The following is a 23,222-nucleotide window of genomic DNA, read 5'->3' on the forward strand; positions in this document are numbered from 1 at the left end:
GCACTGACGTACCGTCACCTGGGGTGTGAGCAGGGCTTGTTCGTCATCCGGCTACGCTCCCTGCGGCGCGGTGGTGAGGGCAGGAGTGTTGCTGCTCGGCCGATTGCGCCAGGCAGGGGACGACGACCGAGGCGTCCTCGGGCACGAGAAGGAGTTCCCCGGCGGTGGCACGGTGCCCCGCAGGGGGGCCGCGGTGTACCTGCGGCCCTTTCCCTGGGGCGCCGGAGACGGTGGTGGGGCGGTCGGACGGGTGGCGGAGGAAGCCGGGGGCGGTGGCCAGATCAGGGCCGTTCGACACCGAGGGCATGTCCGGCGTGACGGAGGCCCTGGGTACGTGGACGGGCAGCGCCTTCCGCAGGCCTGACGCGGCGTGGGTCCTGGTCTGCTGTTGCTCGCCGGTTCCGCGGGCCGACAGGCGCCGGGCCATCGCAGCGGCGTCGGCGACGGCGGCCGTTGTGCCGACGAAGCCTCTCCGGTTCAACTCGTTGGTCATGACGCGGCGCTTCCCATCGGCGGACCGAAGCGCGTCGAAGCGCTTCACCTGGCGGGGAACGTTAATGACATGTTTCTCGCCAAACAAGAGGAGCAACGCCAAGAAACTTTCATATTGCCTGGCCGTTGACGCCTCTCACGGGGCCGATGGTCTCGTCGAAGCGCTTCAATAATCTCGAACCGGGCTGCTCAGGGGACTCCTCGTGGGTTCTCTCCCCTCGCGCTGCCGATGGGCAAGCGGGCCGACGATCTGCTCGGGCGGCTCACCTTCGACGAGCGGATCAAGCTTCCGCACCCCATGCGCGCCGACCGTCGAGCGCCTCGGCGCCGCCGCTTTCCGTACGGCACGGAGGCGCGGGCGGGTTGTCCCGGCTCAGTCAGGCGACCGTCTTCCCAAGGGCCGCGAGGGCCGAGGGCCGTTGGCTGTGAGGGGGGGGCGCGAGCGGGGACGAGGGCCTCGTGCGCGAGGTCGCCGGCGCCGCGTCGGCCGGAATGCGGGCCCTCCACTCCCACCGCCCGACGGTGAACGGCCTCTGTGCCATGCCCGCGATTCCGCTACACCGCGATGCCGGCCTGTCCGACGTCATCCGTGTCGAGGCGGGAGCAGCCCGCGAGGACACCGGGTCGGGAGAGGCATGTCCGAGGGCCGGGCCGGCGGACCGGTTGCCGAACGAGATCGCCGTACCGGTTACTTGCAGCCACTGCAGCTGGACGAGGTGACCGCCGATCGACCAGAACAGCGCAGTTCAGCAGAGGAGTGCCGACTGCGGCACAGCTGGACACCTCCTGATGCCACGCGCTCCTCGTGCTCAGGGCGAGGAGAGCGCGCCGCACTCTGTCTACGCAGTCAGAACCGACGCGTCAAGGCTTTCGACGGACTCGGGTCTCTCGCTCGGCCAAGGGCTCGGCGACGCCTGCGCAAGGGTTACGAATCTGTTTCGGGAGCTTGACGGCCGCCGTATGACTGCGTAGACATGGCAGCGCAGTCAGACGAACACCGGCACCACCACCGGTCACGATCATCTGGAGCCACCATGAGGCGAGGCACAGGGCGGGGCGGCAGTTCCGGTGCACCGCGCAGTGTGGATGTGGCCCAGCTGGCGGGTGTCTCCCAGAAGACCGTGTCCCGGGTCTACAACGACGAGCCGTACGTCTCCGCCGAAGTGCGCCGACGCGTCCTGGAAGCCGGTGAGGAACTCGGCTACCGGCTGAACAACGCCGCCCGGGCACTGGCCTCCGGGCGTACGCGGTCCATCGGCGTGGTGACGCTCGGCACCGCCCTGTACGGACCCGCCTCACTGATCATGGGGGTCGAACGTGCCGTACGGGACACGGGATACGCCCTTCGCGTGGTCAACACCCTGGAAGGCGACCCGACGGGCGTCGCCGGTGCCGTCGACTCACTCCTGGAGCAGGGCGTCGACGGCATCGTCATCTCCGAGCCGATCGACGACGGACACGGTGACGACCTCTCCGCCCGCGTCGACGTACCGGTCCTCGTCCTCGGGGCGCCACCCCTGTCCATGCCGAGGACGCTGGCCGCGGGCGTCGGCGCCGATCTGATGGCGCGTACGGCGACCGAGCACCTGCTGGAACTCGGACACGACACCGTCCACCATCTCGCCGGTCCGTGGCGGTGGTACGCCGCCCGGGACCGCCTGGAGGGCTGGCGGTCCACGCTCGCCGCGCACGACAGGGCGATACCCCGCGTCGTCGAGGGCGACTGGTCTGCCTCCAGCGGCTACACGGCGGGCCGCGAGCTGGCCCGCGACCCCGACATGACCGCGGTGTTCGCCGCCAACGACGACATGGCGATCGGTCTCATCCGCGCACTGACAGAAGCCGGCAGACGGGTGCCGGAGGACGTCAGCGTCGTGGGTTTCGACGACATCCCCGTCGCCGCCTATGTGACTCCCCCTCTCACCACGATGCGCCAGCCCTTCGACACCGTGGCACAGGAGGGGCTCAAACGCCTCGTGCACTCCATCGAGAACCCGGACGCGCCACCCCTGTCGGCCGGTGAACCACCCGTCGACCTCGTGGTCCGCGCCTCGACCGGGCCCCCGCCGCCGACCCGGACGATCCCGGGCCGAGATCGGGCCCTGGCCTCTTCTCCGAGTGGAAGCCGCACCGGCCCACCCCGGGACGGAGGTGCATCCACGTACCACTGATCAAGACCGACCGGCCCGAGGAACAGCGTTCCCGGCCGGACACGTAACCGTGAGGCGAGCCGCCGTATCGGTCCTGTTCCCGCCGGCCTCGTTCACCCGCCTCGCACCCCCGGACAGCTCGTCACACCGACGACGCCACTCGTCCTCCCTCCGAGCGGCAGCCACTGAGCAACCTCGCCGCCGCAGCTCTCCGCTCCACCCGTAACCCTCCCGTCCACGGGTCTCTCTCCGCAGCACGTGGAACACCCCGGGCGGCGTCCGCGAAGACGCGCACCCGTGCCATGTCGACCTCCGTGTCCTGGCCGTCGCGTCCGAGCTTCCTGTCTTCCTCATCACCCTCCATTCCTCATCACCCTCCTTTCGCACGCCCGTGCTCGGCGTGCCATTCCTCAGCCATCGGCGGGAGTTCGTCATGCGCAGATCCAACTCCACCCCCAGTCAGTCCCAGATGAGCCGTCGGCTCCTGCTCACCGCCGCGGGAGCGGTCTCGTTGGGTGCCGCTCTGTCCGCCTGCGGCGGCGGTGACGGCGGTGGTTCCGCCTCCTCGTCCTCGAAGCCGGTCAGCCAGGCCGACATCGACACGGCGATGAAGAAGCCGACCGAGCTGACGTTCTGGACGTGGGTTCCGGACATCGATCAGGAGGTCGCGCTCTTCGAGAAGAAGTACCCGGCGATCAAGGTCAAGGTCGTCAACGCGGGCCAGGGCGTGCAGCACTACACGAAGCTGCGCACGGCGATCAAGGCCGGCAGCGGCGCTCCGGACGTGGCGCAGATGGAGTACCAGGCCATTCCCACGTTCACGATCACGGACAGCCTCCTGGACCTGAACCCGTACGGCGCGGCCAAGCTGAAGGACACCTTCGTCGACTGGACCTGGGGACAGGTCAGCGGCCCCAAGGGCGAGATCTGGGCGATCCCGCAGGACACCGGTCCGATGGGCATGCTGTACCGGGCGGACATCTTCGAGAAGCACGGCATCGAGCCGCCGAAGACCTGGGACGACTTCGCCGCCGCGGCACGCAAGCTGCACAAGGCCGACCCGGAGGTCTACCTGACCAACCTGGCCGGGAACGAGGCGGCCGCCTGGCACGGACTGCTCTGGCAGGCGGGCGCCAAGCCCTACGCGACCTCAGGCAAGGGCAACGTCTCCATCGACGTCGACGACACGATCTCCAAGAAGCTCGCCACCTACTGGGGCGGCCTGGCCCAGGAGGGTGTCATCGGCGTCGAGCCGGACTTCACCGACGCCTGGTTCTCCGCGCTCAACAAGGGCAAGTACGCCACCTGGATCACCGCTGCCTGGGGGCCGGTCTTCCTCGCCGGCTCGGCCAAGTCCACCGCGGGCAAGTGGCGGGCCGCCCCGCTGCCGCAGTGGGACACGTCGAAGCCGAGTTCGGGCAACTGGGGCGGTTCGACCAGCGCGGTCATCAAGCAGAGCAAGAACCCGATCGCGGCCGCCGTGTTCGCGCAGTTCCTCAACAGCGACCCGGCCAGCGCGAAACTGTTCAACACCAAGCAGTCGTTCTTCCCGGCGACGAAACCACTGCTCGAGGACCCGTCCTTCACCGGTGCCGCGGCCCCCTTCTACGGCGGACAGAAGGTCAACCAGGCGTTCGCCGACATCGGTGAGACGGTGAGCCCCGACTTCCAGTGGCCGCCGTTCCTCGACCAGGCCGTCACCGACTGGACCGAGACCGTGGGCACGGCCCTCACCAGGAAGAAGGACGCCGTCGCCGCGCTCGACGCGTGGCAGTCACGGCTCACCACCTACGCCAAGGCCCAGGGCTTCACCGTCAAAGCCCCGTGATGTCCGGCGGGTCCCGTGCCGACGCCCTCCGGCAGCGACGCGGGACCCGCGCCCGGCCGGTCCTTCCAGGGAGGCCGGCCCCTTCCACCAGAAAGGCCCGATGATGACTGCCACGACCGTGGCCTCCACCGAGGAGCCGCGCCGAGCGGGGCCGAGGCGACGCCCCCGCGGTGGCCTGCGTCAAGGTGCGGCAGGTCCCCTGTTCGTCGCACCGTTCATGGTGCTGTTCCTGCTGATGTTCCTCGCCCCGCTCGGCTACGCCGCCTACCTCAGCCTGTTCCGGGAAAAGCTCATCGGCGGCAACGCGTTCGTCGGGCTGGACAACTACGTGACAGCCCTGAAGGATCCGCTCCTGCGCCAAGGAGTCACGCGGGTCGCGACGTTCCTCGTGATCCAGGTCCCGCTGATGCTCCTGCTGGCTCTGGCCTTCGCTCTCGCGCTCGACAGCGGCCTGTTGCGGCTCGCACGGGTGATCCGCCTGGGCATCTTCGTGCCCTACGCCGTCCCGAGTGTCGTCGCCACCCTGATGTGGGGCTACCTCTACGGTCCGGACTTCGGGCCGTTCGCCCAGCTGAGCGAGAAACTCGGCCTGCCGGCCCCGCACTTCCTCGGCGACGGATGGATGCCGGTAAGCCTGGCGAACATCGTGACCTGGGAGTTCGTCGGCTACAACATGATCATCCTGTACGCGGCTCTGCGGACCGTCCCCCAGGAGCTGTACGAGGCGGCGGCGATGGACGGCGCCGGCGCCTGGCGGACCGCCTGGTCCATCAAGCTCCCCGCCCTGCGCCCCGCGCTGCTCCTCACTCTGCTGTTCTCCGTGATCGGCAGCTTCCAGCTGTTCAACGAGCCGAAACTGCTGCAGCCCGTCGCGCCCGACGTCATCGACAACGCCTACACCGCGAACCTCTACGCCTACTCCCTCGCGTTCACCGGTCAGCAGGTCAACTACTCGGCCGCGGTGTCCTTCTTCCTGGGCCTGGTCATCGTGATCTTCTCCTACGCCGTCCTGTTCATCGCGAACCGCAGGAGGACCTCGTGACGAGCACGACTTCCCCTTCCACGTCCCGGCCGGCCCCGCGCGCCACCACGGCCGGCGCACGACGGACCGCCCGTGGACAGCGCCGGCGGTCGGTCGGCCGCCGCAGCACACCGCTGACCATCGTCATGCTGGCCGTCCTGGCCTACTTCCTGCTGCCGCTGTTCTGGCTCGCCGTCTCCTCGACCAAGAGCACCCAGGACCTCTTCACCACCTTCGGTCTGTGGTTCTCGCACGCCCCGCAGCTGCTCGACAACGTCCGGGAGACGCTCACCCACGACGACGGGGTCTTCCTGCACTGGCTGCTCAACACGGTCCTGTACTCCGTCGGCAGCGCACTCGGTGCCGCCCTCCTGGCCGCCGCAGCCGGCTATGGATTCGCCAAGTACCGGTTCCGGGGCAACAACGCGGCCTTCGCCCTGGTCCTCGGCGCCATCATGATCCCGACCACCGCGCTGGCCATTCCCACCTATCTGCTCTTCGCGAAGGTGGACCTGGTCAACACGCCTTGGGCGATCGTGCTGCCCTCCCTGGTCAGCCCGTTCGGCCTCTACCTCATGCGCATCTACGCCGCGGACGCCGTCCCGGACAGTCTCCTGGAGGCCGCGCGCATCGACGGGGCCGGTGAACTGCGCATCTTCGTCACGATCGCGCTGCGGCTGCTGGCTCCCGGCCTGGTGACCGTCGTGCTCTTCACCCTCGTGGCGACCTGGAACAACTACTTCCTGCCGTTGATCATGCTCAACGACCCGAAGCTGTACCCCGTCACGGTCGGGCTGTCCTCCTGGGCGTCCCAGGCCTTCGGCGGCGGGAGCGGCGCGAACAGCAACATGCTCGCGCTCGTGGTGACCGGTTCCCTCATCTCCGTCATCCCGCTCGTCGTCGCCTTTCTGCTCCTGCAGCGGTACTGGCAGAGCGGTCTGGCCACCGGCGGCGTCAAGCAGTGACGCCCGGTCGACGTCAGCGCCGACGCACCGGCCCATCCCCCCATTGACTCTTCGGAGGTTCCCCATGGCGGTTCTGCCCGCCCGCGTCCTGTTCGGTGCCGCGTACTACCACGAGTACACGCCCGCCTACGACCCTGAACTGCGGCCCGACGAACGGCTGAAGACCGACCTCGACCTCATGGCGGAGGCGAACTTCACCGTGATCCGCCTGGGCGAGTCGGTCTGGTCGACCTGGGAGCCCGAGAACGGCCGCTTCGATCTCGACTGGCTCCAGCCGGTCCTCGACGGCGCCCACGAGCGGGGCATCGCCGTCATCCTCGGCACCCCGACCTACGCCGTTCCGCCGTGGCTGGCCCGCCAGTACCCGGAGATCACCGGCGAACGGCGTACCGGCGAGCGCATCGGCTGGGGCGCCCGGCAGGAGGCGGACTTCACCCACCCCGCCTTCCGCTTCCACGCCGAGCGGATCATCCGCAAGATCGTCGCCCGGTACGCCGACCATCCGGCGGTCATCGGCTGGCAGGTCGACAACGAACCGGGTCTGCACCTCTTCCACAACCACGGCGTCTTCCAGCGGTTCGTCGACCACCTGCGCGAGAAGTACGGCGACGTCGAGACCCTCAACCGCGAGTGGGGACTGGTGTACTGGTCGCACCGCCTGTCGACGTGGGCCGATCTGTGGACCCCGGACGGCAACGAACAGCCCCAGTACGACGTCGCCTGGCGGGAGTTCCAGGCCCGCCAGGTCACCGAGTTCATCGGGTGGCAGGCGGACATCGTCCGTGAGTACGCCAGGCCCGAGCACTTCGTCACGACGTGCATCTCGTACACCCGCCAGGGGGTGGCGGACGACGAGATGAGCGACCGCCTCGACATCGCCTCCGGCAACCCGTACTACGACATGCAGGACGGCCTGCTGCTGCCCGACCCCACGCCGGACGAGCACGAGCAGGTCTGGAAGACCACCGGCGTGTGGTCGATGTACCAGACCGCCGACTGGATGTTCTCCTCCCGCCAGGAGCCCTTCCTCGTCACCGAGACCAACGCCAACTCCATCGGCTTCGCCTGGGACAACCGGCCCGGCTACGACGGCCAGTGGCGCCAGGCCGCATGGGCGCACGTGGCACGCGGCGCCCGGATGATCGAGTACTGGCAGTGGCAGACCCTGCGCTTCGGCGCCGAGACCTACTGGGGCGGAGTCCTCCCGCACAGCGGCCGGCCCGGTCGCACCTATACGGAAGTCGCCCGGCTGGGTGAGGAGTTCGCCAAGGCCGGACCGCTCGTCGCCGGACTCGAGCCGGACGCCGACATCACGATGGTCTACTCGATGCCGAGCAAGTGGCTGATGCAGAAGTACCCGCCGTTGTCCAAGCCGGACGGCTCGCCGGACCCTGCCGCCTACCATCGCATCTTCGACCCCTTCTACCGGGGCGCCTTCGACGCCGGCCGCCAGGTGCGGATCGTGCACGCCCGGCAGCTGTACGAGCGGATGGCACCGCAGGAGGCCGCCCGCCGCCACCCCGTGCTGGTGGTACCGGCGCTGTACATCGCCGCCGACGCCACCCTCGACTGGCTCGCCGCCTACGCGCACGCGGGCGGCCATCTGGTCCTCGGCCCGCGCACCGGCTACGCCGACCACGAGGCCCGGGCCCGTCACGAACCGGCGCCGGGCCGCCTCGCCGAGGCCGCGGGCGTCCAGTACGACGAATTCAGCAACCTGGCGGGGACGGTCCCGGTTCGCGCCGTCCCGGGTGGCCCGCTCCAGGTGTCCGCTCAGGCGACGGCGACGCACTGGGCCGAGGGCCTCACCGTCGTCGGCGCCGAAGCGCTGGCCTCCTACGAGCACCCGCACTTCGGGCGCTGGCCGGCCGTCACCACGCACCATCACGGCGCCGGCCGTGTCACCTGCGTGGGCACCGTGCCGAACCGCGACCTCGCCCAAGCGCTGGCCGCCTGGATGGCTCCGGACACACACGGCGGGTGGCAAGAACTCCCCGAATCCGTGACAGCGACGACGGGCACGGCCCCCGACGGACGTCGCGTCCACATCGTGCACAACTGGAGCTGGCAGCCCGCACGGGCCCGGACCCCGGTGAACCTGGCCGACGTCCTGAACGGCGACCTCGTACCGGCCGGTGCCGCGTTGGACCTGGGCCCTTGGGACGTACGTGTCCTCGTCTCCGCCGACACCGCCGCTGACCCCGGAGTGCACATCCCTGCCTGAACAGGCCGTACCCACCGTGGTCATCCCCAGAAGGAGGAACTATGCAAAGAAGAAGCGTAGGCAAGGCGCTGGGCACCTTCGTCGCGGCGTCCGCGATGCTGGCCATCCCCGCGTCCGGAGCGCAGGCGTACAACCCGACGGGCGGAATCCTCTACCAGCTCGGCAGCGATCCGTGCCTGAAGGGCCGGGGCAACTGCGCCGTCTACCCGAAGTCGGCCCAACTGCCCGGCGGGCGGCTGGTCGCGTCGTTCGAGAAGTCCACCGTCGTGCCGGCGTCGGGAAGCGCCGACGGGCAGACCCTGCCCGTCTACAAGAGCGACGACGACGGCACCAGTTGGCAGCCGCTGTCCGAGGTCAAGGCACCGGCGTACCTCTCCAAGGACCCCAAGTACGCCAAGTACACGAGCAACTGGACCAACCCGTACCTCTACGTGCTCCCGCAGAGCGTCGGCGCGCTGAAGGCCGGCACGCTGCTCCTGGCGAGTGTCGTCTCCGGTGACGACTCCTACTACAGGGAGCACAAGGCGGCCGACCCCGGCTGGACGCCGAACAACGACGGCGACCGCAGCGACATGGCCATCGCCCTGTACTCCAGTACCGACCAGGGCAGCAGCTGGAAGGTCGTCAACGTCGTCTCGACCGCCGGCTGGCAGGGCGGCAGCGCGGGCGCGGTCGGGCAGAACATCGCGGCCGCCAACAAATACCAGCAGGTGGACCCGCTCTGGGAGCCGTACCTGATGGTCCACCAGGGCAAGCTGGTCTGCTACTACTCCGACGAGAACGACTACACCGGCTTCGACCCGGTCACCGGCGTCCCGAAGAAGGATCCCGCCAACGACACGGCGACCGACTCGCACGGCCAGATCCTCGTGCACCGCACCTGGGACGGCAGGAACGCCGCATGGAGCGACCCTGTCGTCGACATCTCCGGATCCGTCCAGGACATGGGGGGCGGCAAGACCGAGATCGGCGGCGGCAGGCCGGGCATGACCAACATCGTCCGCACGACGGACGGCAAGTGGATGCTCACCTTCGAGTACTGGGGCGGCGGTGCCAACACCCGCTACGCCATCGCCGACGATCCGCTCACGTTCTTCCGGGGCACCCAGACCGGCATGTCCGTCGGCTCGCTCCCGGTCGTCGCCGGTTCCCGTCCGCTCGCGGGCGGCGGCAGCCCGGTCCTGATCCGGCTGCCCGACGGACGCCTGGTCTACAACGCGTCGAACAGCGGTGACGTGTGGGTCAACGAGAGCGGCCGCAGCGACGGCGTGTGGACGGAGTACCAGACCACCTCACCGGCCGGCTACAGCCGCAACCTCCAGTACGTCGACGGCACCGGCCGCATCGCCATCCTCAACAACCAGGGCACCTCCACGATCGCCTACGCCGAGGTCGACCTCGGGGACTCGGCCGGCACCTACTACCGGCTCGTCAACCGCAGGACCGGCCAGGTGATCGGCACCGGCAACAAGACCAATGACGCGAACCTCGGGAACGGGGACGTGCCCGACGTGGCCCTGGAGGACGCCGGTGCCGCGGCGGACCAGGACACGCAGTACTGGCACGTCGTGACCGAACCGAACGGCGGCACGACCCTGCTGAACAAGTCGGGCGGCCGCGCGGCCGCCATCTGGACCGGCAACGCCACGGCCGGCCAGCGGATCGGCCAGTGGGTCGACAACAGCTCGTCGGGCAGCTGGAACCTCGTCAAGACCCCCGACGGCTACTACCGGCTCCAGGCGGTCAAGAACACCGCCCTCTACCTGACCGGAGCGTCCGCGGGAGCCCCGCTGACCCTCCAGAGCGCCGCCGACGACGGCTCACAGGAATGGAAGCTGGTCCGCTAGGTCCAGCAGATCCGGGCAGGATCGGAGGAACCTGGTCGGGTTCCGGCTCGATCGCCGGAACCCGACCACATCAGTTGCAGATTCGCGTGCATGCGTGTTCAAGGCGGGGGTAGACGGATGATCATCGGTCAGCGGGCAGGCTGACACGAGGCCGAAACAGTGGAGGGGCACATCATGGCGACGACCGTGCGGACCGCCGGACAGACGGTGACCATGCCGGAGATCACCGACCCCTCCCAGGTGGCTCCCAAGGACGCGCGGGAGTTGTCGAAGGTTTTCTTCGAGCAGCTCGCCGTGCTGGAGGAAGGCACGCCCGAGTACCAGTACGCGCGCAACACCCTGATCGAGATGAACATCTCTCTGGTCCGTTACGCGGCCGGCCGGTTCCGCAGTCGTGGCCAGGAGGAGATGGAGGACATCGTCCAGGTCGGCATGATCGGCCTGATCAAGGCGATCGACCGGTTCGAGCTGTCCCGCGAGGTGGAGTTCACCTCCTTCGCCGTCCCCTACATAGTCGGTGAGATCAAGCGGTTCTTCCGCGACACCTCCTGGGCCGTGCACGTGCCTCGCCGGTTGCAGGAGGCACGCGTGCAACTGGCCCGTGCGAGCGAGGAGTTGAGCAGCCGACTGGGCCGGACGCCGACCACCGGGGAACTGTCCGAGCTGATGTGTCTGCCCGAGGAGGAGATCGTTGAGGCCCGACTGGCCTCGAACGGCTACAAGTCGGCTTCTCTGGATGCGGCGATCGGCGGCAGCGAGGAGGGCGAGAGTGTCCTCGCGGACTTCATCGGCAACCAGGACCCGGCGCTCGGCCTGGTCGAGGACTTCCACGCCCTCGCACCGATGATCGCCGAACTCGACGAGCGCGACCGCAAGATCATCCACTGGCGGTTCGTCGAGGAACTCACCCAGGCCCAGATCGCAGAACACCTCGGCGTCTCCCAGATGCACGTCTCCCGCCTGATCACCCGTCTTTTGACCCGCCTGCGCGAAGGCATGCTCAGCAGCCACTGAACACTGAGGCCTTCGCAAGGGGACTCGTTGAGACGCTTCAAGGTGTGAGGGGTGACAACTTTCCGATGGTGAACGCGTGCGAGGGGATCTAGCTCGATCGTGTGATGGTCGGCTCTCGGGCTTGCGAGGTGTGGTGCGGGCCCGGGTGGCGTGAGCAGCGCGATCTGGGACGCCGGGTGCGGTGCCGGCGTACGGGGGGCTCCGCCCTTCCGGGATCGGAGACAGGATTCCGTGTCGCCACCCGGAGGCGAAAGCGGACGACCTGGGGGTGCCCCCTCTGGGGGAGCGCCCAGGACCGTTCGGGCGTGCCAGTGTGTGGACTCACTCCCGCTCACTGTCCAGGAACGGTTCGAGCACCTGATTGTGGGTGTGCTGGTAGATCACAGACGTGCGGAATCCGACGACTTCGCGGCGCGCGGTGAACTTGTCCATGAGGAAGCCGTGGAGGTGGTCCACGCTGGGCACGGAGACGTGCACGATCATGTCGTCGCCGCCGGTGACGACGTAGACCGTGCTGACCTCGGGCAGGCCGGCCGCATAGGTCTTGAACGCCTCGATGACCGCCCGGCTGAGGGGGCGGATCTGGAAGTGGATGAGCGCCTGCACATGGCGGTTCAGGGCGGCGGGATCGACGGCGGCGTGATAGCCGGTGATGACTCCGCGGGCGCGCAGTGCGCGGATGCGTTCGAGGCAGGTCGACGGGGCGATGCCGAGCGTGCGGGCGAGGTCGCGGTTGGTCTGCCGCGCATCGCGCTGCAGATGCCGGACGATCGCCGAATCAAGTTCGTCCATGCGGCGATTATGGCCGCCGTACCGAATTCTATTCGGCCCATGGCCGCACCTTCTGCCGGAACGGCTAGCTTCACGGCATGACAGCCGCACTTAAAGAAGCTCTGGCCCTCCAGGTACCGGATCCTTCGCACGAGCTGGTACAGGTCGTGCGCGGCCGCCGCAGTGGCCTCGCGATCACCATCGCGGTCCACTCGACCGCGCTCGGCCCGGCCGCCGGCGGGTGCCGGATCGCTCACTACCCCGACCCCGCCGCCGCGGTCGCGGACGCGCTGCGGTTGGCGGAGGCGATGACCGAGAAGAACGCGCTGGCCGGATTGGACCACGGCGGCGCGAAGTCGGTCGTCGCCCTCCCCACCACAACACGGCCGACAGGCAGGGAGCGTACGGCGCTGCTCCACGACCTCGGCGACGCGATCGAGTCGCTCGGCGGCCGATGCATCGCAGGCCCGGACGTGGGAAGCAGCCCGGCCGACATGTCCGTGATCGGCGAACGCACCACGCATGTGTGCTGCCGGCCCGTCGAGGACGGCGGCAGCGGCGATTCCTCCTTCCACACCGCGCGCGGGACCCTCGCGGCGCTGGGCGCGGTGGCCGACGAGGCCTTCGGCTCACCGGAGCTCGCCGGCCGGTCCATCGGGGTGATCGGCCTCGGTGCGGTCGGCGCCCACGTGGCCCGGCTGCTGTCCCGGGCCGGCGCGCGGGTCGTCGTGACGGACATCGATCCGGCCACTCGCAGCCTGGCCGAGGAGGTGGGCGCGCGCTGGGTGGATCCGGACAACGCACTCACCATGGAGGTCGACATCCTCGTGCCGGCCGCTCTCGGCGGCCTCCTGACCGCGCGCACGGTGCCACTGCTGCGGTGCGCCGCCGTCGCCGGCCCGGCCAACAACCAACTCGACGAACCGGCCACCGCCCGCCTCCTCGCCGCACGCGGCATCCTCTGGGCACCGGACGTGGTCGTCAGCGCGGGAGGAGTCATCCACGCCACCGGGGTCGAACTGCGCAGGGAATCCGAGGAACAGCTGGCCGAGCGTCTGGCCGGCATAGCCGCGACGCTCCGACAGGTCTTCCACACGGCCCGGACCCACGGGACCACACCCGCCGCCGCGGCCAGGGAACTCGCCGGGCAACGCGTTCGCCAGGGAGCCTCGCACCCGGATCACGGTGCACAGCGGCCGCCGGTCTCATAGGCTGCCGGGCCGAGGAAGCCCGATCCGCCGACACTCCGCCCGACAACACAGGAGAGCTGACGACGTGACGAACCGCTGGGTCGGAGTGACCATCGACTGCCTGGACGTGGAACGGATCGCGGGCTTCTGGAGCGCCCTGCTGGACCGCCCGAGAACGCCGTCCCGGCCCGGCTGGGTCTACCTCGGCCATCCCGGCGACCCACAGCCCCGCCTCACCTTCCAGCCCGTGACCGAGCCGAAGCACGCCAAGGTACGCCTGCACCTCGACGTCGCTGTCGACGACATCGACCAGGGCATCGCCCAGGTCGTCGCCCTCGGCGGCCGGTTCACCGGCGAACGGCACGACTACGACGAAGGTGTGGTCGTCGTGATGGCCGATCCCGAAGAGCACGAATTCTGCCTGGTCCACTACTACTGACCGGCCCCACGCCCCGTCACGCAGTGGCGTGTGGCGTACGGGTTTCCTCCTCGACGGGCTTGGCCTCGAGGCTCAGCTGTCGAAGTCGACGGTGAGGGTCTCGGAGGCTGCATAGGTCTGGCAGGTGAGGACATAGCCCGCGGAGACCTCAGGCGGTTCCAGGGCGTAATTGCGGCGCATGTCGGCGTCGCCGCCGGTGACGAGGGCCCGGCAGGTTCCGCAGACGCCGCCCTTGCACGCGAACGGCAGGTCGGAACGGGCCTGTTGGGCACCGTCGAGGATGCTGCGGTCGCGGGGCGCGGTGAACGTGGTCGCCCGGCCGTCGAGGACCACGGTGACCTCGCTCGCGGGGCCTCGGTCGGTGGTGTCCTCGCGGTCGGTGGTGGTTGCCTCGAGTGGTTCCTCGTCGGCGTGGAACAGTTCCTGGTGGACACGGTCCGCCGGGACGCCGAGTCCGTCCAGGAGCGCGCGGGTGCCGCGCACCAGGCCGTGCGGGCCGCACAGCCACCAGTGGGCGACCTCCCGGACGTCGAGGAGAGCGTCGAGCAGTGCGGTGAGCCGCGCAGTGTCGAGGCGGCCGGAGAGCAACTCGGCCTCGCGCGGCTCGCGGGACAGGACGTGGACGAGCTGGAAACGGGCCGGGTACCGGTCCTTCAGGTCGGCGAGATCGTCCGCGAACATCACGGTGCCGGTGCGCCGGTTGCCGTACAGGAGCGTGACGCGCGCGTCCTCGTCCGTGGCGAGGACGGACGCGGCGATGGACAGCATCGGCGTGACGCCGGACCCGGCGGCGACGAGTACCTGGTGGCCGAAGCCGCCGGTGCCGGCTGGATCCGGAGTGAACGCACCGCCCGGGGTCATGACCTCCACGGTGTCCCCGGGGCGTACGCCGTGCACGAGCCAGGAGGAGAACAGGCCGCCCGGTACCACGCGGACGCCGATGCGCGGCGCCGTACCGGCCGGTGAGCAGATCGAGTACGAGCGCCGCTCGTCGCGACCGTCGATCTCGCGGCGTACGGTGAGGCACTGACCGGGCCGGAACGCGAACTCGGCGGCCAGGCGGTCGGGGACGTCGAAGGTGAGGGCGGCCGCATCCGCGCACAGCGGTTCCACGGCGGACACCCGCAGGGCGTGGAAGGCCGGGCGGCGACGGGACCGAACGGGGAACGAAGTCATGGCAGGTCCTTGACGTGGGGGAACGGCTCCAGACACGTGCGGCAGCGACGGAGTGCCGTGCAGGCGGTGGCGGCGAAGTGCGAGATCTCCTCGGTGTCGGCCGAGGCGCAGCGCGGGCAGGGGACTTCGGGCGGCGCGGTGGTGAGGCTCAGCCAGGTCCGAACCCGTGCCGGACCCGGCGCGTTGCGTGGGCCGGGCGGCGCGATGCCGTGCTCCGCCAGCTTGCGGCGGCCCTCGTCGGTGATCCGGTCGGTCGTCCATGGCGGGTCGAGCACCGTGATCACCCGCACGTCGGCGAATCCGGCGGCCAGCAGCCGGGCCGACACGTCCGCGCGCATCTCGGCCATGGCGGGACAGCCCGCGTACGTCGGGGTGAGCCGTACGACGACGGTGCCCTCCGGCGTCACCTCGACGCCGTGCAGCACTCCGAGGTCGGCGAGCGTCAGCATCGGCAGTTCGGGATCGGGGACCTTGGCGGCGATCCGCACCGCCCGCTCCGGTGACGCCGTCACCACGACGCGTCCGGGTGGGCACGGGCGACGCTCTGCAGTTCGGCGAGCAGGGGTGCCAGATGCGGGGTGTGCTGTCCGTTCCTGCCGGAGCCGGGGACCGGGGACGCGGGTGTGTCGAGCGCGGACACGTCGGCGGACCGGTTCAGCCCGGCATCGGCCAGCACATGGAAGAGCTCGAGCCGGGTCCGCGCGGCGACGGCGGCCGGATCGGCGCCGAGGCGGGCGGCCGTACGGTCCGACAGCAACTCGTCCAGCCAGGGGGCGAGGGCCTCCAGCGCAGCCTGCATACGTGCGGCGGACTCGTCGGTGCCATCGCCGAGCCGGACCGTCCACTCCGCGGCCCAACGGTGGTGATAGGCCAGCTCCTTGACGCTCTTCGCGGCGATCGCGGCCAGCACCGGGTCGGGTGCGGTGGCGAGCGCCTCGCACACGGCCAGTCGCCAGACGGACAGCACCAGCAGGCGGGCGACGGTGAACGCGAAGTCGCCGCCCGGCAGTTCGGTGAGGCGTATGTTGCGGAAGTCCACAGGGGCGCGGAAGTAGGCGTACGCGTCCTCGCCACGGCCCGTGCCGTCGGCCCGACCCGCCCTGGCGTACAGCAGACGCGCCTGGCCGAGGAGGTCGAGTCCGATGTTGGCCAGCGCCAGCTCCTCCTCCAACTCCGGGGCGCGGGTGCACCATTCGGCCAGCCGTTGTGCGGACACCAGGGCGTCGTCGCCGAGCGCCAGACAGCAGGCGGCCAGGTCTTCCGCGTCGACTCCGTCCGGCACCGTCTGGTCGATCCCGTGCAGGGGGTCGGTGAACCCGGTGCCGAATGCCCACCGCGCGCCGTCGCCGTCGACGTACAGGTCCTCGTCGGTCATGCGCTGCTCCTCAAAGTTCCGGGGGGTCCCTAGATGTGGGGGACGTCGTCGGGGATGTCGTAGAAGGTGGGGTGCCGGTAGACCTTGTCGCCGCTGGGCGCGAAGAAGGGATCCTTCTCGTCGGGCGCGGAGGCGGCGATGGTGTCCGAGCGCACGGCCCAGATGCTCACTCCCTCGTTGCGCCGGGTGTAGAGATCGCGGGCGTGCAGCAGGGCCATGTCGTCGTCGGCGGCGCGCAGGGAGCCGACGTGGACGTGGTTGAGCCCGCGCTTGCCGCGCACGAACACCTCGTACAGCGGCCAGTCGGCCTTGCTCGTCGGGCTCATGCCGTCGCTCCTTGCCGTGACCGGGCGGTGCGCTTGGCGGCGTGCGCGGTGGCGGCCCGCCGGACCCAGGCGCCCTCCTCGTGCGCGGCCCGGCGGCGGGCGATCCGCTCGGTGTTGCACGGTCCGGCACCGGAGACGACCCGCTTCAGCTCGTCCCAGTCGGGGGTGGAGAAGTCGTGGTGGCCGCGCTCCTCGTTCCACCGCAGGCCCGGGTCGGGCAGGGTGACGCCCAGCTTCGCCGCCTGCGGGACGGTCATGTCGACGAAGCGCTGCCGCAGGACGTCGTTGGAGTGCCGCTTGATCCTCCAGGCCATGGAACGCGCCGAGTTGGGGGAGTCGTCGTCGGGCGGTCCGAACATCATCAGGGACGGCCACCACCAGCGGTCGACGGCGTCCTGCACCATGGCGCGCTGCTCGTCGGTGCCGCTCATCATGGTCAACAGCAGTTCGTAGCCCTGCCGTTGGTGGAAGGACTCTTCCTTGCACACGCGGACCATGGCGCGTCCGTACGGTCCGTACGAGGTGCGGCACAGCGGGACCTGGTTGCAGATGGCGGCCCCGTCCACGAACCAGCCGATGACTCCGACGTCGGCGAAGGTGCGGGTGGGGTAGTTGAAGATCGAGGAGTACTTCTGGCTGCCGTCGATCAACCGCTCCGTCAGGTCGGTGCGGTCGGCGCCGAGGGTCTCCGCCGCCGAGTAGAGGTAGAGCCCGTGCCCCGCCTCGTCCTGCACCTTGGCGAAGAGGATCGCCTTGCGGCGCAGCGAAGGCGCCCGGGTGATCCACTCGCCCTCCGGCTGCATGCCGATGACCTCGGAGTGGGCGTGCTGGGCGATCTGCCTGACCAGCGTGGCCCGGTAGGCGTCGGGCATCCAGTCGCGGGGCTCGATGCGCTGGTCACGGGCGACCGTGTCCTCGAACGCGGACATGTTCATGGAGGCAGGTGTTTCATGGACGGGTGTCGCTCGCATCGGTGTCTCCGTCTCTTGCACGGGTGCTCCTTTCAAGGGGGACGGGCAGTCAGCGGCCACGGAAGACCGGGCCTCGCCGTTCGAGGAAGGCGGTGACGGCCTCGCGGTGGTCATGGGTGGTGCCGAGCCGCCGCTGGACGACGGACTCGCGCTCCAGCGCCGCCGGCAGGGCCGTGGTGGCCGCCGACCGCAGCAGCGCCTTCGTCTCCCGGTGCGCGGCGGTGGGCCCGGCGGCCAGCGCGCGGGCCAGGGCCGCGCCCTCGGCGGCGGCCGAGCCGTCCGCCACGACGCGGTGCACCAGCCCCCACTGCTCGGCGTCCCACGCGGAGAAGGCGTCGCCGAGCAGCATGAGGCCGGCGGTGCGGGAGGGGCCCAGCTGCCGGGCCAGGGCTCGGGCCACGCCCGAGTCCGAGGCGAGCGCGACACCGCCGAACGCGGTGGCGAAGCGGGCGCCCTCGGCCGCCACACGTACGTCGGCGCAGAGCGCGAGGCCCAGTCCGGCGCCGACACAGGAGCCCTCGACCGCGACGACGAGCGGGATCGCCAGTGCGTGCAGCTCCTTGACCAGCGGGTTGTAGTGGTCGGGGATGTTGGCGAAGGCGGTGGCGGGAGAGGTCTTCAGCAGGTGGGCGTGCTCCTTGAGGTCCTGGCCGACGCAGAAGTGCCGGCCGCGAGCGGTGATCAGGGCCGCCCGCACCTCGCGCCGGGCGTCCGTGGTCAGCCGCCGGGCGGCCATGAGGAGGGCGCCGCGCAGGTGTGCGTCGAGCGCGTTGCCACTTGCGCGTCCGCGCAGTTCGATCACGGCCACGGAGTCGGTGACCTCGTACGACACACCGTGCGACGCGGGGCCCTCGCTCACTGTGGGCGGTCTTTCGCTCACTGCCATCGGTAGAACCCCTGACCGGTCTTGCGGCCCAGCTCACCGCGGGCGACCTTCTCCCGCAGCAGCCGCGGTGGTGCGAACCGTTCGCCGAGCATCGTGTGCAGGTGCTCCGCGATGGCGAGGCGTACGTCGAGTCCCACCACGTCCGTCAGCCGCAGCGGGCCCATCGGGTGCCGGTAGCCGAGGCGCATGGCCGTATCCACGGCCTCGGGGTCGGCGACGCCTTCCTCTACCATGCGGATCGCCTCGAGACCGAGGGCGAGGCCCAGGCGACTGCTGGCGAACCCGGGCGAGTCCTTGACGACGACGTCCTGTTTGCCCAGGGCGTGGGTCCAGTGGACCGCAGCCGCCCGGGTTGCTTCGGTCGTATCGGGGGCCAGGACCAGTTCGACGAGGGCGGACACGGGCACGGGGTTGAAGAAATGCATCCCCAGGAACCGCCCGGGGCTCCGCAGAACCGCCGCGAGTTCGGTGACGGACAGGGCGCTGGTGTTGCTGGCCAGCACGCAATCGTCGTGCACGACATCCTCGGCGGCGGCGAGCAACTCGGCCTTCAGAGCCGCGTCTTCCGGGACGGCCTCGACAACCAGGTCGGCGTCGTGCGGCAGTTCGACGACCGAGGAGACGACGGTGACACGGTCCGGCACTCCGAGGGTCTGCGGGCCGGCGAGCGTCCCGCGCTCGGCCGCCTGCCGAAGCCCCTTGGTGACCCTCTCCATTGCCGCGGCCGCCGCGGACTTGTCGCGCTCCACCACGACCACGCGCGACCCGGCGGCCGCGAAGGACTGGGCGATACCGGCGCCCATGCGACCACCGCCGACGACCCCCACCACGGGGGGTGGTGCTGGTGCCGAGGTCATGCCCGGCCTCCCTTCTTCTCCAGGAAGCGCGTCATGCGCTGCTGTTTGTCCGGGCTCTCGAAGAGCACCGCCTGGGCGAGGTCGTCGGCCACGGGATGAGCCCCCGAGGCGTCGGTGACGAGCTTCGTGAGCCGCAGGGCGAGCGCCGAGGAGCGGGCCATCCGGTCGAGCAGCGCGTGCGCCTCGGCGACCAGTCGGCCGGTCGGTACGACGTCCATGACCAGCCCGCACGCGAGAGCCGCGGCGGCGTCGAGGGTGCGTCCGGCGAGCAGCACCTGCTTGGCCACCGACTCGCCCACCAGTTCGCGCAGCCGCCAGCACGCACCGGCGGCGGCGAGGATGCCGAGGCCCGGTTCGGGGTTGCCGAAGACCGCGTCCGTCCCGGCGATCCTGAGATCGCAGGCGTACGCCAACTCGGCACCGCCGCCCAGCGCCCAGCCGGGCACGGCGGCCACGGTGGGCAGGGGCAGCCTGCGTACCCGCTCGAACAGACGGCTGTTGATCCCCTCCAGCGCTTCGTCCCGGCCGCGCCGCCGCAGTTCGCCGATGTCGGCTCCGCCGGCGAAGACCCCGTCGTGCCCGGTGAGCAGGAGGAGTCTCGGGGTGCGCTCCAACTCCTCGCACACGCGGTGCAGTTCGGCGATCATGCGGCTGTTGATGGCATTGCGGGCGGCGGGCCGGCGTAGGGTGACGACCACCCGGTCCGTGTGCTCCTCGACCGACAGAGTCTCGCGCGTGTTCATACGCGCTCCACCAGCATGGCCACGCCCTGTCCGACGCCGACGCAGAGGGTCGCCAGGCCTCGTCGGCCGCCCTCCCGTTCCAGTCGGCCCAGCAGGGTGAGCAGGATGCGGGCGCCGGAGCAGCCCAGGGGGTGGCCGAGGGCGATGGCCCCGCCGTCGGCGTTGACGCGGTCCGGGTCGAGCTTCAGCCGGTGCATGACCGCGAGGGCCTGGGCGGCGAAGGCCTCGTTGAGTTCGATCGCGTCGAGGTCCTCTGCCGTCCAGCCCGCCCTCTTCAGGGCCCTGGCGGTGGCCGGCACCGGGCCGAGCCCCATCAGGTGGGGCTCGACCCCCGCCGAGGCAGCCGTGACGACCCGGGCCCGGGGAGTCAGCCCGTGGCGCTCCACCGCCGCCGCGCTCGCCACCACCAGGGCCGCAGCCCCGTCGGACAGCGGCGAGGAGTTGCCCGCGGTGACGATGCCGCCCGGGCGGAAGACGGTGCGCAGGCTGCTCAGCTTCTCCAATGTGGTGGTCGGGCGCGGCCCTTCGTCCTCGGTCACCTCACCGTCCGCCACCGGCACCGGGACGATCTCCGCCGCGAAGCGGCCCGCCGTGCGCGCGGCCACCGCCCGACGGTGACTGCGCAGCGCGAAGGCGTCCGCCTCCAGGCGGCTGATGCCGTCCAGGGCGGCGACCTCCTCCGCGGTCTCGCCCATCGACAAGGTCGTCGTCGCGGGGAAGCGCGGGTTGGTGAAGCGCCAGCCGAGCGAGGAGTCGTGGACGTCGCCGGGCCGGGCCCAGGGTGTGCCCGGCTTGGCCATCACCCACGGCGCGCGGGTCATCGACTCGACCCCGCCGGCCACGACCACGTGGGCCTCGCCCGCCCGTATCGACTGTGCGGCGGACGCGACGGCGGTAAGCCCCGAGGCGCACAGCCGGTTGACCGTGTATCCGGGGACGGTGTGCGGAAGTCCGGCCAGCAGTACGGCCATCCGCGCGACGTCACGGTTGTCCTCGCCGGCCTGGTTCGCGGCGCCGAGGATCACCTCGTCCACGGAGCCGGCCGGGGCCCCGGCACGTCGCACGGCCTCGCCGAGGACGAGCGCGGCCAGGTCGTCGGGGCGTACGGAGGCCAGGGCCCCGCCGTAACGGCCCTGCGGGGTACGGGCCCCGTCGATCAGGTAGACCTCATCGGACATCGGTGGGCTCCTCGTGCTCCTGGTCGGGTGCGTGACGGCGGGACTGGAGGACGGTGAAGCGGCCGGTGACGAACGCCGGGTCGGTCAGGGTCGCGTTCGCCGCGGGGTTGGCCGACGTGCCGTGGAAGTCGCTGAAGGCGGCGGACTGGTTGGGGAAGACTTCGCCGGTCAGGTTCTCCGACAGGTGCACCCCCGCTTCCAGAGCCGTCGCGCGCGCCGCCGCCAGGACGTCCTCGCCGGTCGCGTAGGCGCAGGCGGTGAGCGCACCGTGGCGCCGTACGGTGTCGTGCAGGACGCGCAGGGCGTGCCCGGTGTCGTCGGTGGCGATGACGAAGGAGACCGGCCCGAACCATTCGCTCGTATACGTCTTCTCGTCGGCCTCGGCGTCGAGCCGGGCCACCAGCGGGGTGCGGACCACGGCGTCCGGGTGGTCGGGGTGCGTCACGGCCCGCGAGTGATGGGCGGTACGGCCCAGGGCTTCCGCCTCCTCCAGACGCGAGAGGACTCCGCCGTTCACGATCGCGCCGAGGGTGGCGACGGCGCGGACCGGATCGCGGAGGAGGTCGTCCAGCGCGGAGCCCAGATCGGCGGCGAACTCGTCGGCCGTACGCGGCCCTTGGTCGGTGGGGAACCCGTCGCGCGGCACCAGGATGTTCTGCGGGGTGGTGCACATCTGCCCGCTGTAGAGCGACAACGCGAACGCGAGATTGCGCAGCAGCCCGGCGTAGTCGTCCGTGGAGTCCACGACGACGGTGTTGAGTCCCGCCTTCTCCGTGTGCACGACGGCCTGGCGGGCGTTGGTCTCCAGCCAGTCGCCGAACTCGCTGGAACCGGTGAAGTCCACGATCCGCACGTCGGGGTGGGTGGCCAGGGCGGGAGCGGTGCGCTCCTCGGGCCGCGAGGCGGCCAGCAGCACCACGTCCGGGTCGAAGCCGGCCTCCGCCAGCACCTCACGAGCGATCCGCACGGTGATCGCCAGCGGCAGCACGGCCCGCCTGTGCGGCTTGACGATCACCGGGTTGCCGGTGACCAGGCTCGCGAAGAAGCCCGGGTAGCCGTTCCAGGTGGGAAAGGTGTTGCAGGCGACGAGCACGGCCACGCCCCGGCCGACCGGGGTGTAGGTCTTGTCCATGACGATCGGACCGCCGCGCCGCCGGGGCTTGCTCCAGCGCGCCGTGGCCGGATGACGCCGCTGCGCCTCCCAGGCGTACGCCACCGCTTCGAGGCCGCGGTCCTGGGCATGCGGGCCACCCGCCTGGAAGGCCATCACGAAGGGCTGGCCGGTGGTGTGCTGGACGGCGTGCGCGATCTCGAAGCTCGCCGCGTTGAGGCGGGCCAGGATCTCAGCCGCCACGCCGGCCCGGGCGTCGGGGCTCGCCGAACGCCACGCCGGGGCCGCGGACTTGGCCGTCGCCACGGCGGCCTCGGGTGCCAGATGCGGGTAGCTGATGCCGAGGGGGAAGCCGTACGGCGACACCTCCGTGGCGGGGACGGTGCCGGTGGTGGGGTGCCCGTCGAGCGGGAACGGACGGTCGAGGAGGGCACGGAAGGCCGCCTCGCCCGACTCCGGCGCTCCGGCCCCGTACACCGAGGCGCTGGGTATTTCCGGATAGGGCGTCCAGTAGCCGCGGTCGGTGGTGCGGGCCACGGCCTGTTCGAGCAGGTCCGCGTGGCGGGCGTAGAAGGGTGATGACATGAAAGCTCCAGGCCGAACGTTCGGTCGGTAGGTGGGTGGAGTGCGCCCGACGTAAGGGCAGTGAAGAAGAGGG

21 protein-coding genes are annotated in these 23,222 nt (G+C 70.5%); 9 read left to right on the plus strand and 12 right to left on the minus strand.

Annotated features, from left to right (window positions below; genetic code table 11):
* Positions 1-43: 43 nt before the first annotated feature.
* Positions 44-595 (minus strand): hypothetical protein, encoded by a 552-nt coding sequence (locus tag QF027_RS46230; RefSeq protein ID WP_307081558.1) that lies wholly within the window; start codon positions 593-595, stop codon positions 44-46.
* A 931-nt stretch (positions 596-1,526) separates the two neighbouring features.
* Here QF027_RS46230 and QF027_RS46235 point away from each other — a divergent pair.
* The 7 genes from QF027_RS46235 (at position 1,527) to QF027_RS46265 (ending at position 11,541) form a co-directional block, all read left to right on the plus strand.
* Complete coding sequence (locus tag QF027_RS46235) at positions 1,527-2,663, plus strand: LacI family DNA-binding transcriptional regulator (RefSeq protein WP_307081559.1); 1,137 nt, start codon at positions 1,527-1,529, stop codon at positions 2,661-2,663.
* A 412-nt stretch (positions 2,664-3,075) separates the two neighbouring features.
* Positions 3,076-4,470 (plus strand): ABC transporter substrate-binding protein, encoded by a 1,395-nt coding sequence (locus QF027_RS46240; RefSeq protein WP_307081561.1) that lies wholly within the window; start codon positions 3,076-3,078, stop codon positions 4,468-4,470.
* Between the two features lie 103 nt (positions 4,471-4,573).
* Positions 4,574-5,512 carry a carbohydrate ABC transporter permease gene (locus tag QF027_RS46245; RefSeq protein WP_307082730.1) on the plus strand — a complete coding sequence of 313 codons (939 nt, stop codon included), beginning with the start codon at positions 4,574-4,576 and terminating at the stop codon, positions 5,510-5,512.
* Entirely contained in the window at positions 5,509-6,456 is a 948-nt protein-coding gene (locus tag QF027_RS46250) for a carbohydrate ABC transporter permease (RefSeq protein WP_373432128.1), read from the plus strand. Before QF027_RS46245 ends, QF027_RS46250 begins: the two co-directional genes overlap by 4 nt.
* Before the next feature lie 64 nt (positions 6,457-6,520).
* Positions 6,521-8,680 carry a beta-galactosidase gene (locus QF027_RS46255; RefSeq protein ID WP_307081563.1) on the plus strand — a complete coding sequence of 720 codons (2,160 nt, stop codon included), beginning with the start codon at positions 6,521-6,523 and terminating at the stop codon, positions 8,678-8,680.
* Between the two features lie 41 nt (positions 8,681-8,721).
* On the plus strand, positions 8,722-10,527 hold the full coding sequence (locus QF027_RS46260; RefSeq protein ID WP_307081565.1) for an RICIN domain-containing protein: 1,806 nt from the start codon (positions 8,722-8,724) through the stop codon (positions 10,525-10,527).
* A gap of 174 nt (positions 10,528-10,701) precedes the next feature.
* Positions 10,702-11,541 (plus strand): RNA polymerase sigma factor SigF, encoded by an 840-nt coding sequence (locus QF027_RS46265; protein ID WP_306972854.1) that lies wholly within the window; start codon positions 10,702-10,704, stop codon positions 11,539-11,541.
* A gap of 321 nt (positions 11,542-11,862) precedes the next feature.
* Here QF027_RS46265 and QF027_RS46270 read toward each other — a convergent pair whose 3' ends face one another.
* On the minus strand, positions 11,863-12,333 hold the full coding sequence (locus QF027_RS46270; protein WP_306972853.1) for an Lrp/AsnC family transcriptional regulator: 471 nt from the start codon (positions 12,331-12,333) through the stop codon (positions 11,863-11,865).
* Between the two features lie 77 nt (positions 12,334-12,410).
* On the opposite strand from QF027_RS46270, the gene QF027_RS46275 reads away from it, so the two are divergent.
* The gene (locus QF027_RS46275; RefSeq protein ID WP_307081567.1) at positions 12,411-13,523 is read left to right on the plus strand and encodes a Glu/Leu/Phe/Val dehydrogenase family protein; all 1,113 of its coding nucleotides are present in this window, start codon (positions 12,411-12,413) and stop codon (positions 13,521-13,523) included.
* Between the two features lie 64 nt (positions 13,524-13,587).
* The gene (locus QF027_RS46280) at positions 13,588-13,941 is read left to right on the plus strand and encodes a VOC family protein (RefSeq protein WP_307081570.1); all 354 of its coding nucleotides are present in this window, start codon (positions 13,588-13,590) and stop codon (positions 13,939-13,941) included.
* Between the two features lie 72 nt (positions 13,942-14,013).
* On the opposite strand, the gene paaE is transcribed toward QF027_RS46280, so the two are convergent.
* The 10 genes from paaE to paaN are packed head-to-tail and all read right to left on the minus strand — an operon-like array spanning position 14,014 to position 23,149.
* A complete protein-coding gene (gene paaE / locus QF027_RS46285; RefSeq protein WP_307081572.1) occupies positions 14,014-15,117 on the minus strand; it encodes a 1,2-phenylacetyl-CoA epoxidase subunit PaaE in 1,104 nt (367 codons plus the stop codon).
* Positions 15,114-15,629 (minus strand): 1,2-phenylacetyl-CoA epoxidase subunit PaaD, encoded by a 516-nt coding sequence (gene paaD, locus QF027_RS46290; protein WP_306972849.1) that lies wholly within the window; start codon positions 15,627-15,629, stop codon positions 15,114-15,116. The genes paaE and paaD overlap by 4 nt, the downstream gene beginning before the upstream one ends.
* On the minus strand, positions 15,626-16,492 hold the full coding sequence (paaC, locus tag QF027_RS46295) for a 1,2-phenylacetyl-CoA epoxidase subunit PaaC (protein WP_306972848.1): 867 nt from the start codon (positions 16,490-16,492) through the stop codon (positions 15,626-15,628). Before paaC ends, paaD begins: the two co-directional genes overlap by 4 nt.
* 29 nt (positions 16,493-16,521) lie before the next feature.
* Positions 16,522-16,818, minus strand: coding sequence for a 1,2-phenylacetyl-CoA epoxidase subunit PaaB (gene paaB, locus QF027_RS46300; RefSeq protein WP_057613396.1), 297 nt, complete (start codon positions 16,816-16,818; stop codon positions 16,522-16,524).
* The gene (gene paaA, locus QF027_RS46305) at positions 16,815-17,789 is read right to left on the minus strand and encodes a 1,2-phenylacetyl-CoA epoxidase subunit PaaA (protein WP_307081573.1); all 975 of its coding nucleotides are present in this window, start codon (positions 17,787-17,789) and stop codon (positions 16,815-16,817) included. Before paaA ends, paaB begins: the two co-directional genes overlap by 4 nt.
* 49 nt (positions 17,790-17,838) lie before the next feature.
* Positions 17,839-18,675 carry an enoyl-CoA hydratase/isomerase family protein gene (locus QF027_RS46310; protein WP_307081575.1) on the minus strand — a complete coding sequence of 279 codons (837 nt, stop codon included), beginning with the start codon at positions 18,673-18,675 and terminating at the stop codon, positions 17,839-17,841.
* Positions 18,666-19,532 carry a 3-hydroxyacyl-CoA dehydrogenase family protein gene (locus tag QF027_RS46315; RefSeq protein WP_307081577.1) on the minus strand — a complete coding sequence of 289 codons (867 nt, stop codon included), beginning with the start codon at positions 19,530-19,532 and terminating at the stop codon, positions 18,666-18,668. Before QF027_RS46315 ends, QF027_RS46310 begins: the two co-directional genes overlap by 10 nt.
* Positions 19,529-20,275 (minus strand): enoyl-CoA hydratase/isomerase family protein, encoded by a 747-nt coding sequence (locus tag QF027_RS46320; protein WP_307081579.1) that lies wholly within the window; start codon positions 20,273-20,275, stop codon positions 19,529-19,531. Before QF027_RS46320 ends, QF027_RS46315 begins: the two co-directional genes overlap by 4 nt.
* Positions 20,272-21,453, minus strand: coding sequence for a thiolase family protein (locus QF027_RS46325; RefSeq protein WP_307081581.1), 1,182 nt, complete (start codon positions 21,451-21,453; stop codon positions 20,272-20,274). Before QF027_RS46325 ends, QF027_RS46320 begins: the two co-directional genes overlap by 4 nt.
* On the minus strand, positions 21,443-23,149 hold the full coding sequence (gene paaN / locus QF027_RS46330) for a phenylacetic acid degradation protein PaaN (protein WP_307081583.1): 1,707 nt from the start codon (positions 23,147-23,149) through the stop codon (positions 21,443-21,445). The genes QF027_RS46325 and paaN overlap by 11 nt, the downstream gene beginning before the upstream one ends.
* Between the last annotated feature and the right edge of the window lie 73 nt (positions 23,150-23,222).

Source organism: Streptomyces canus (genome assembly GCF_030816965.1).
Classification (GTDB): domain Bacteria; phylum Actinomycetota; class Actinomycetes; order Streptomycetales; family Streptomycetaceae; genus Streptomyces; species Streptomyces canus_E.

Coding starts and splice junctions, on each gene's coding strand:
- QF027_RS46240 (WP_307081561.1), top strand. CDS start 3,076: ATGCGCAGATCCAACTCCACCCCCAGTCAGTCCCAGATGAGCCGTCGG.
- paaC (WP_306972848.1), bottom strand. CDS start 16,492: ATGACCGACGAGGACCTGTACGTCGACGGCGACGGCGCGCGGTGGGCA.
- QF027_RS46270 (WP_306972853.1), bottom strand. CDS start 12,333: ATGGACGAACTTGATTCGGCGATCGTCCGGCATCTGCAGCGCGATGCG.
- paaB (WP_057613396.1), bottom strand. CDS start 16,818: ATGAGCCCGACGAGCAAGGCCGACTGGCCGCTGTACGAGGTGTTCGTG.
- QF027_RS46235 (WP_307081559.1), top strand. CDS start 1,527: ATGAGGCGAGGCACAGGGCGGGGCGGCAGTTCCGGTGCACCGCGCAGT.
- QF027_RS46260 (WP_307081565.1), top strand. CDS start 8,722: ATGCAAAGAAGAAGCGTAGGCAAGGCGCTGGGCACCTTCGTCGCGGCG.
- QF027_RS46310 (WP_307081575.1), bottom strand. CDS start 18,675: ATGGCAGTGAGCGAAAGACCGCCCACAGTGAGCGAGGGCCCCGCGTCG.
- paaA (WP_307081573.1), bottom strand. CDS start 17,789: ATGCGAGCGACACCCGTCCATGAAACACCTGCCTCCATGAACATGTCC.
- paaN (WP_307081583.1), bottom strand. CDS start 23,149: ATGTCATCACCCTTCTACGCCCGCCACGCGGACCTGCTCGAACAGGCC.
- QF027_RS46265 (WP_306972854.1), top strand. CDS start 10,702: ATGGCGACGACCGTGCGGACCGCCGGACAGACGGTGACCATGCCGGAG.
- QF027_RS46255 (WP_307081563.1), top strand. CDS start 6,521: ATGGCGGTTCTGCCCGCCCGCGTCCTGTTCGGTGCCGCGTACTACCAC.
- paaE (WP_307081572.1), bottom strand. CDS start 15,117: ATGACTTCGTTCCCCGTTCGGTCCCGTCGCCGCCCGGCCTTCCACGCC.
- QF027_RS46325 (WP_307081581.1), bottom strand. CDS start 21,453: ATGTCCGATGAGGTCTACCTGATCGACGGGGCCCGTACCCCGCAGGGC.
- QF027_RS46245 (WP_307082730.1), top strand. CDS start 4,574: ATGACTGCCACGACCGTGGCCTCCACCGAGGAGCCGCGCCGAGCGGGG.
- QF027_RS46275 (WP_307081567.1), top strand. CDS start 12,411: ATGACAGCCGCACTTAAAGAAGCTCTGGCCCTCCAGGTACCGGATCCT.
- QF027_RS46320 (WP_307081579.1), bottom strand. CDS start 20,275: ATGAACACGCGCGAGACTCTGTCGGTCGAGGAGCACACGGACCGGGTG.
- QF027_RS46315 (WP_307081577.1), bottom strand. CDS start 19,532: ATGACCTCGGCACCAGCACCACCCCCCGTGGTGGGGGTCGTCGGCGGT.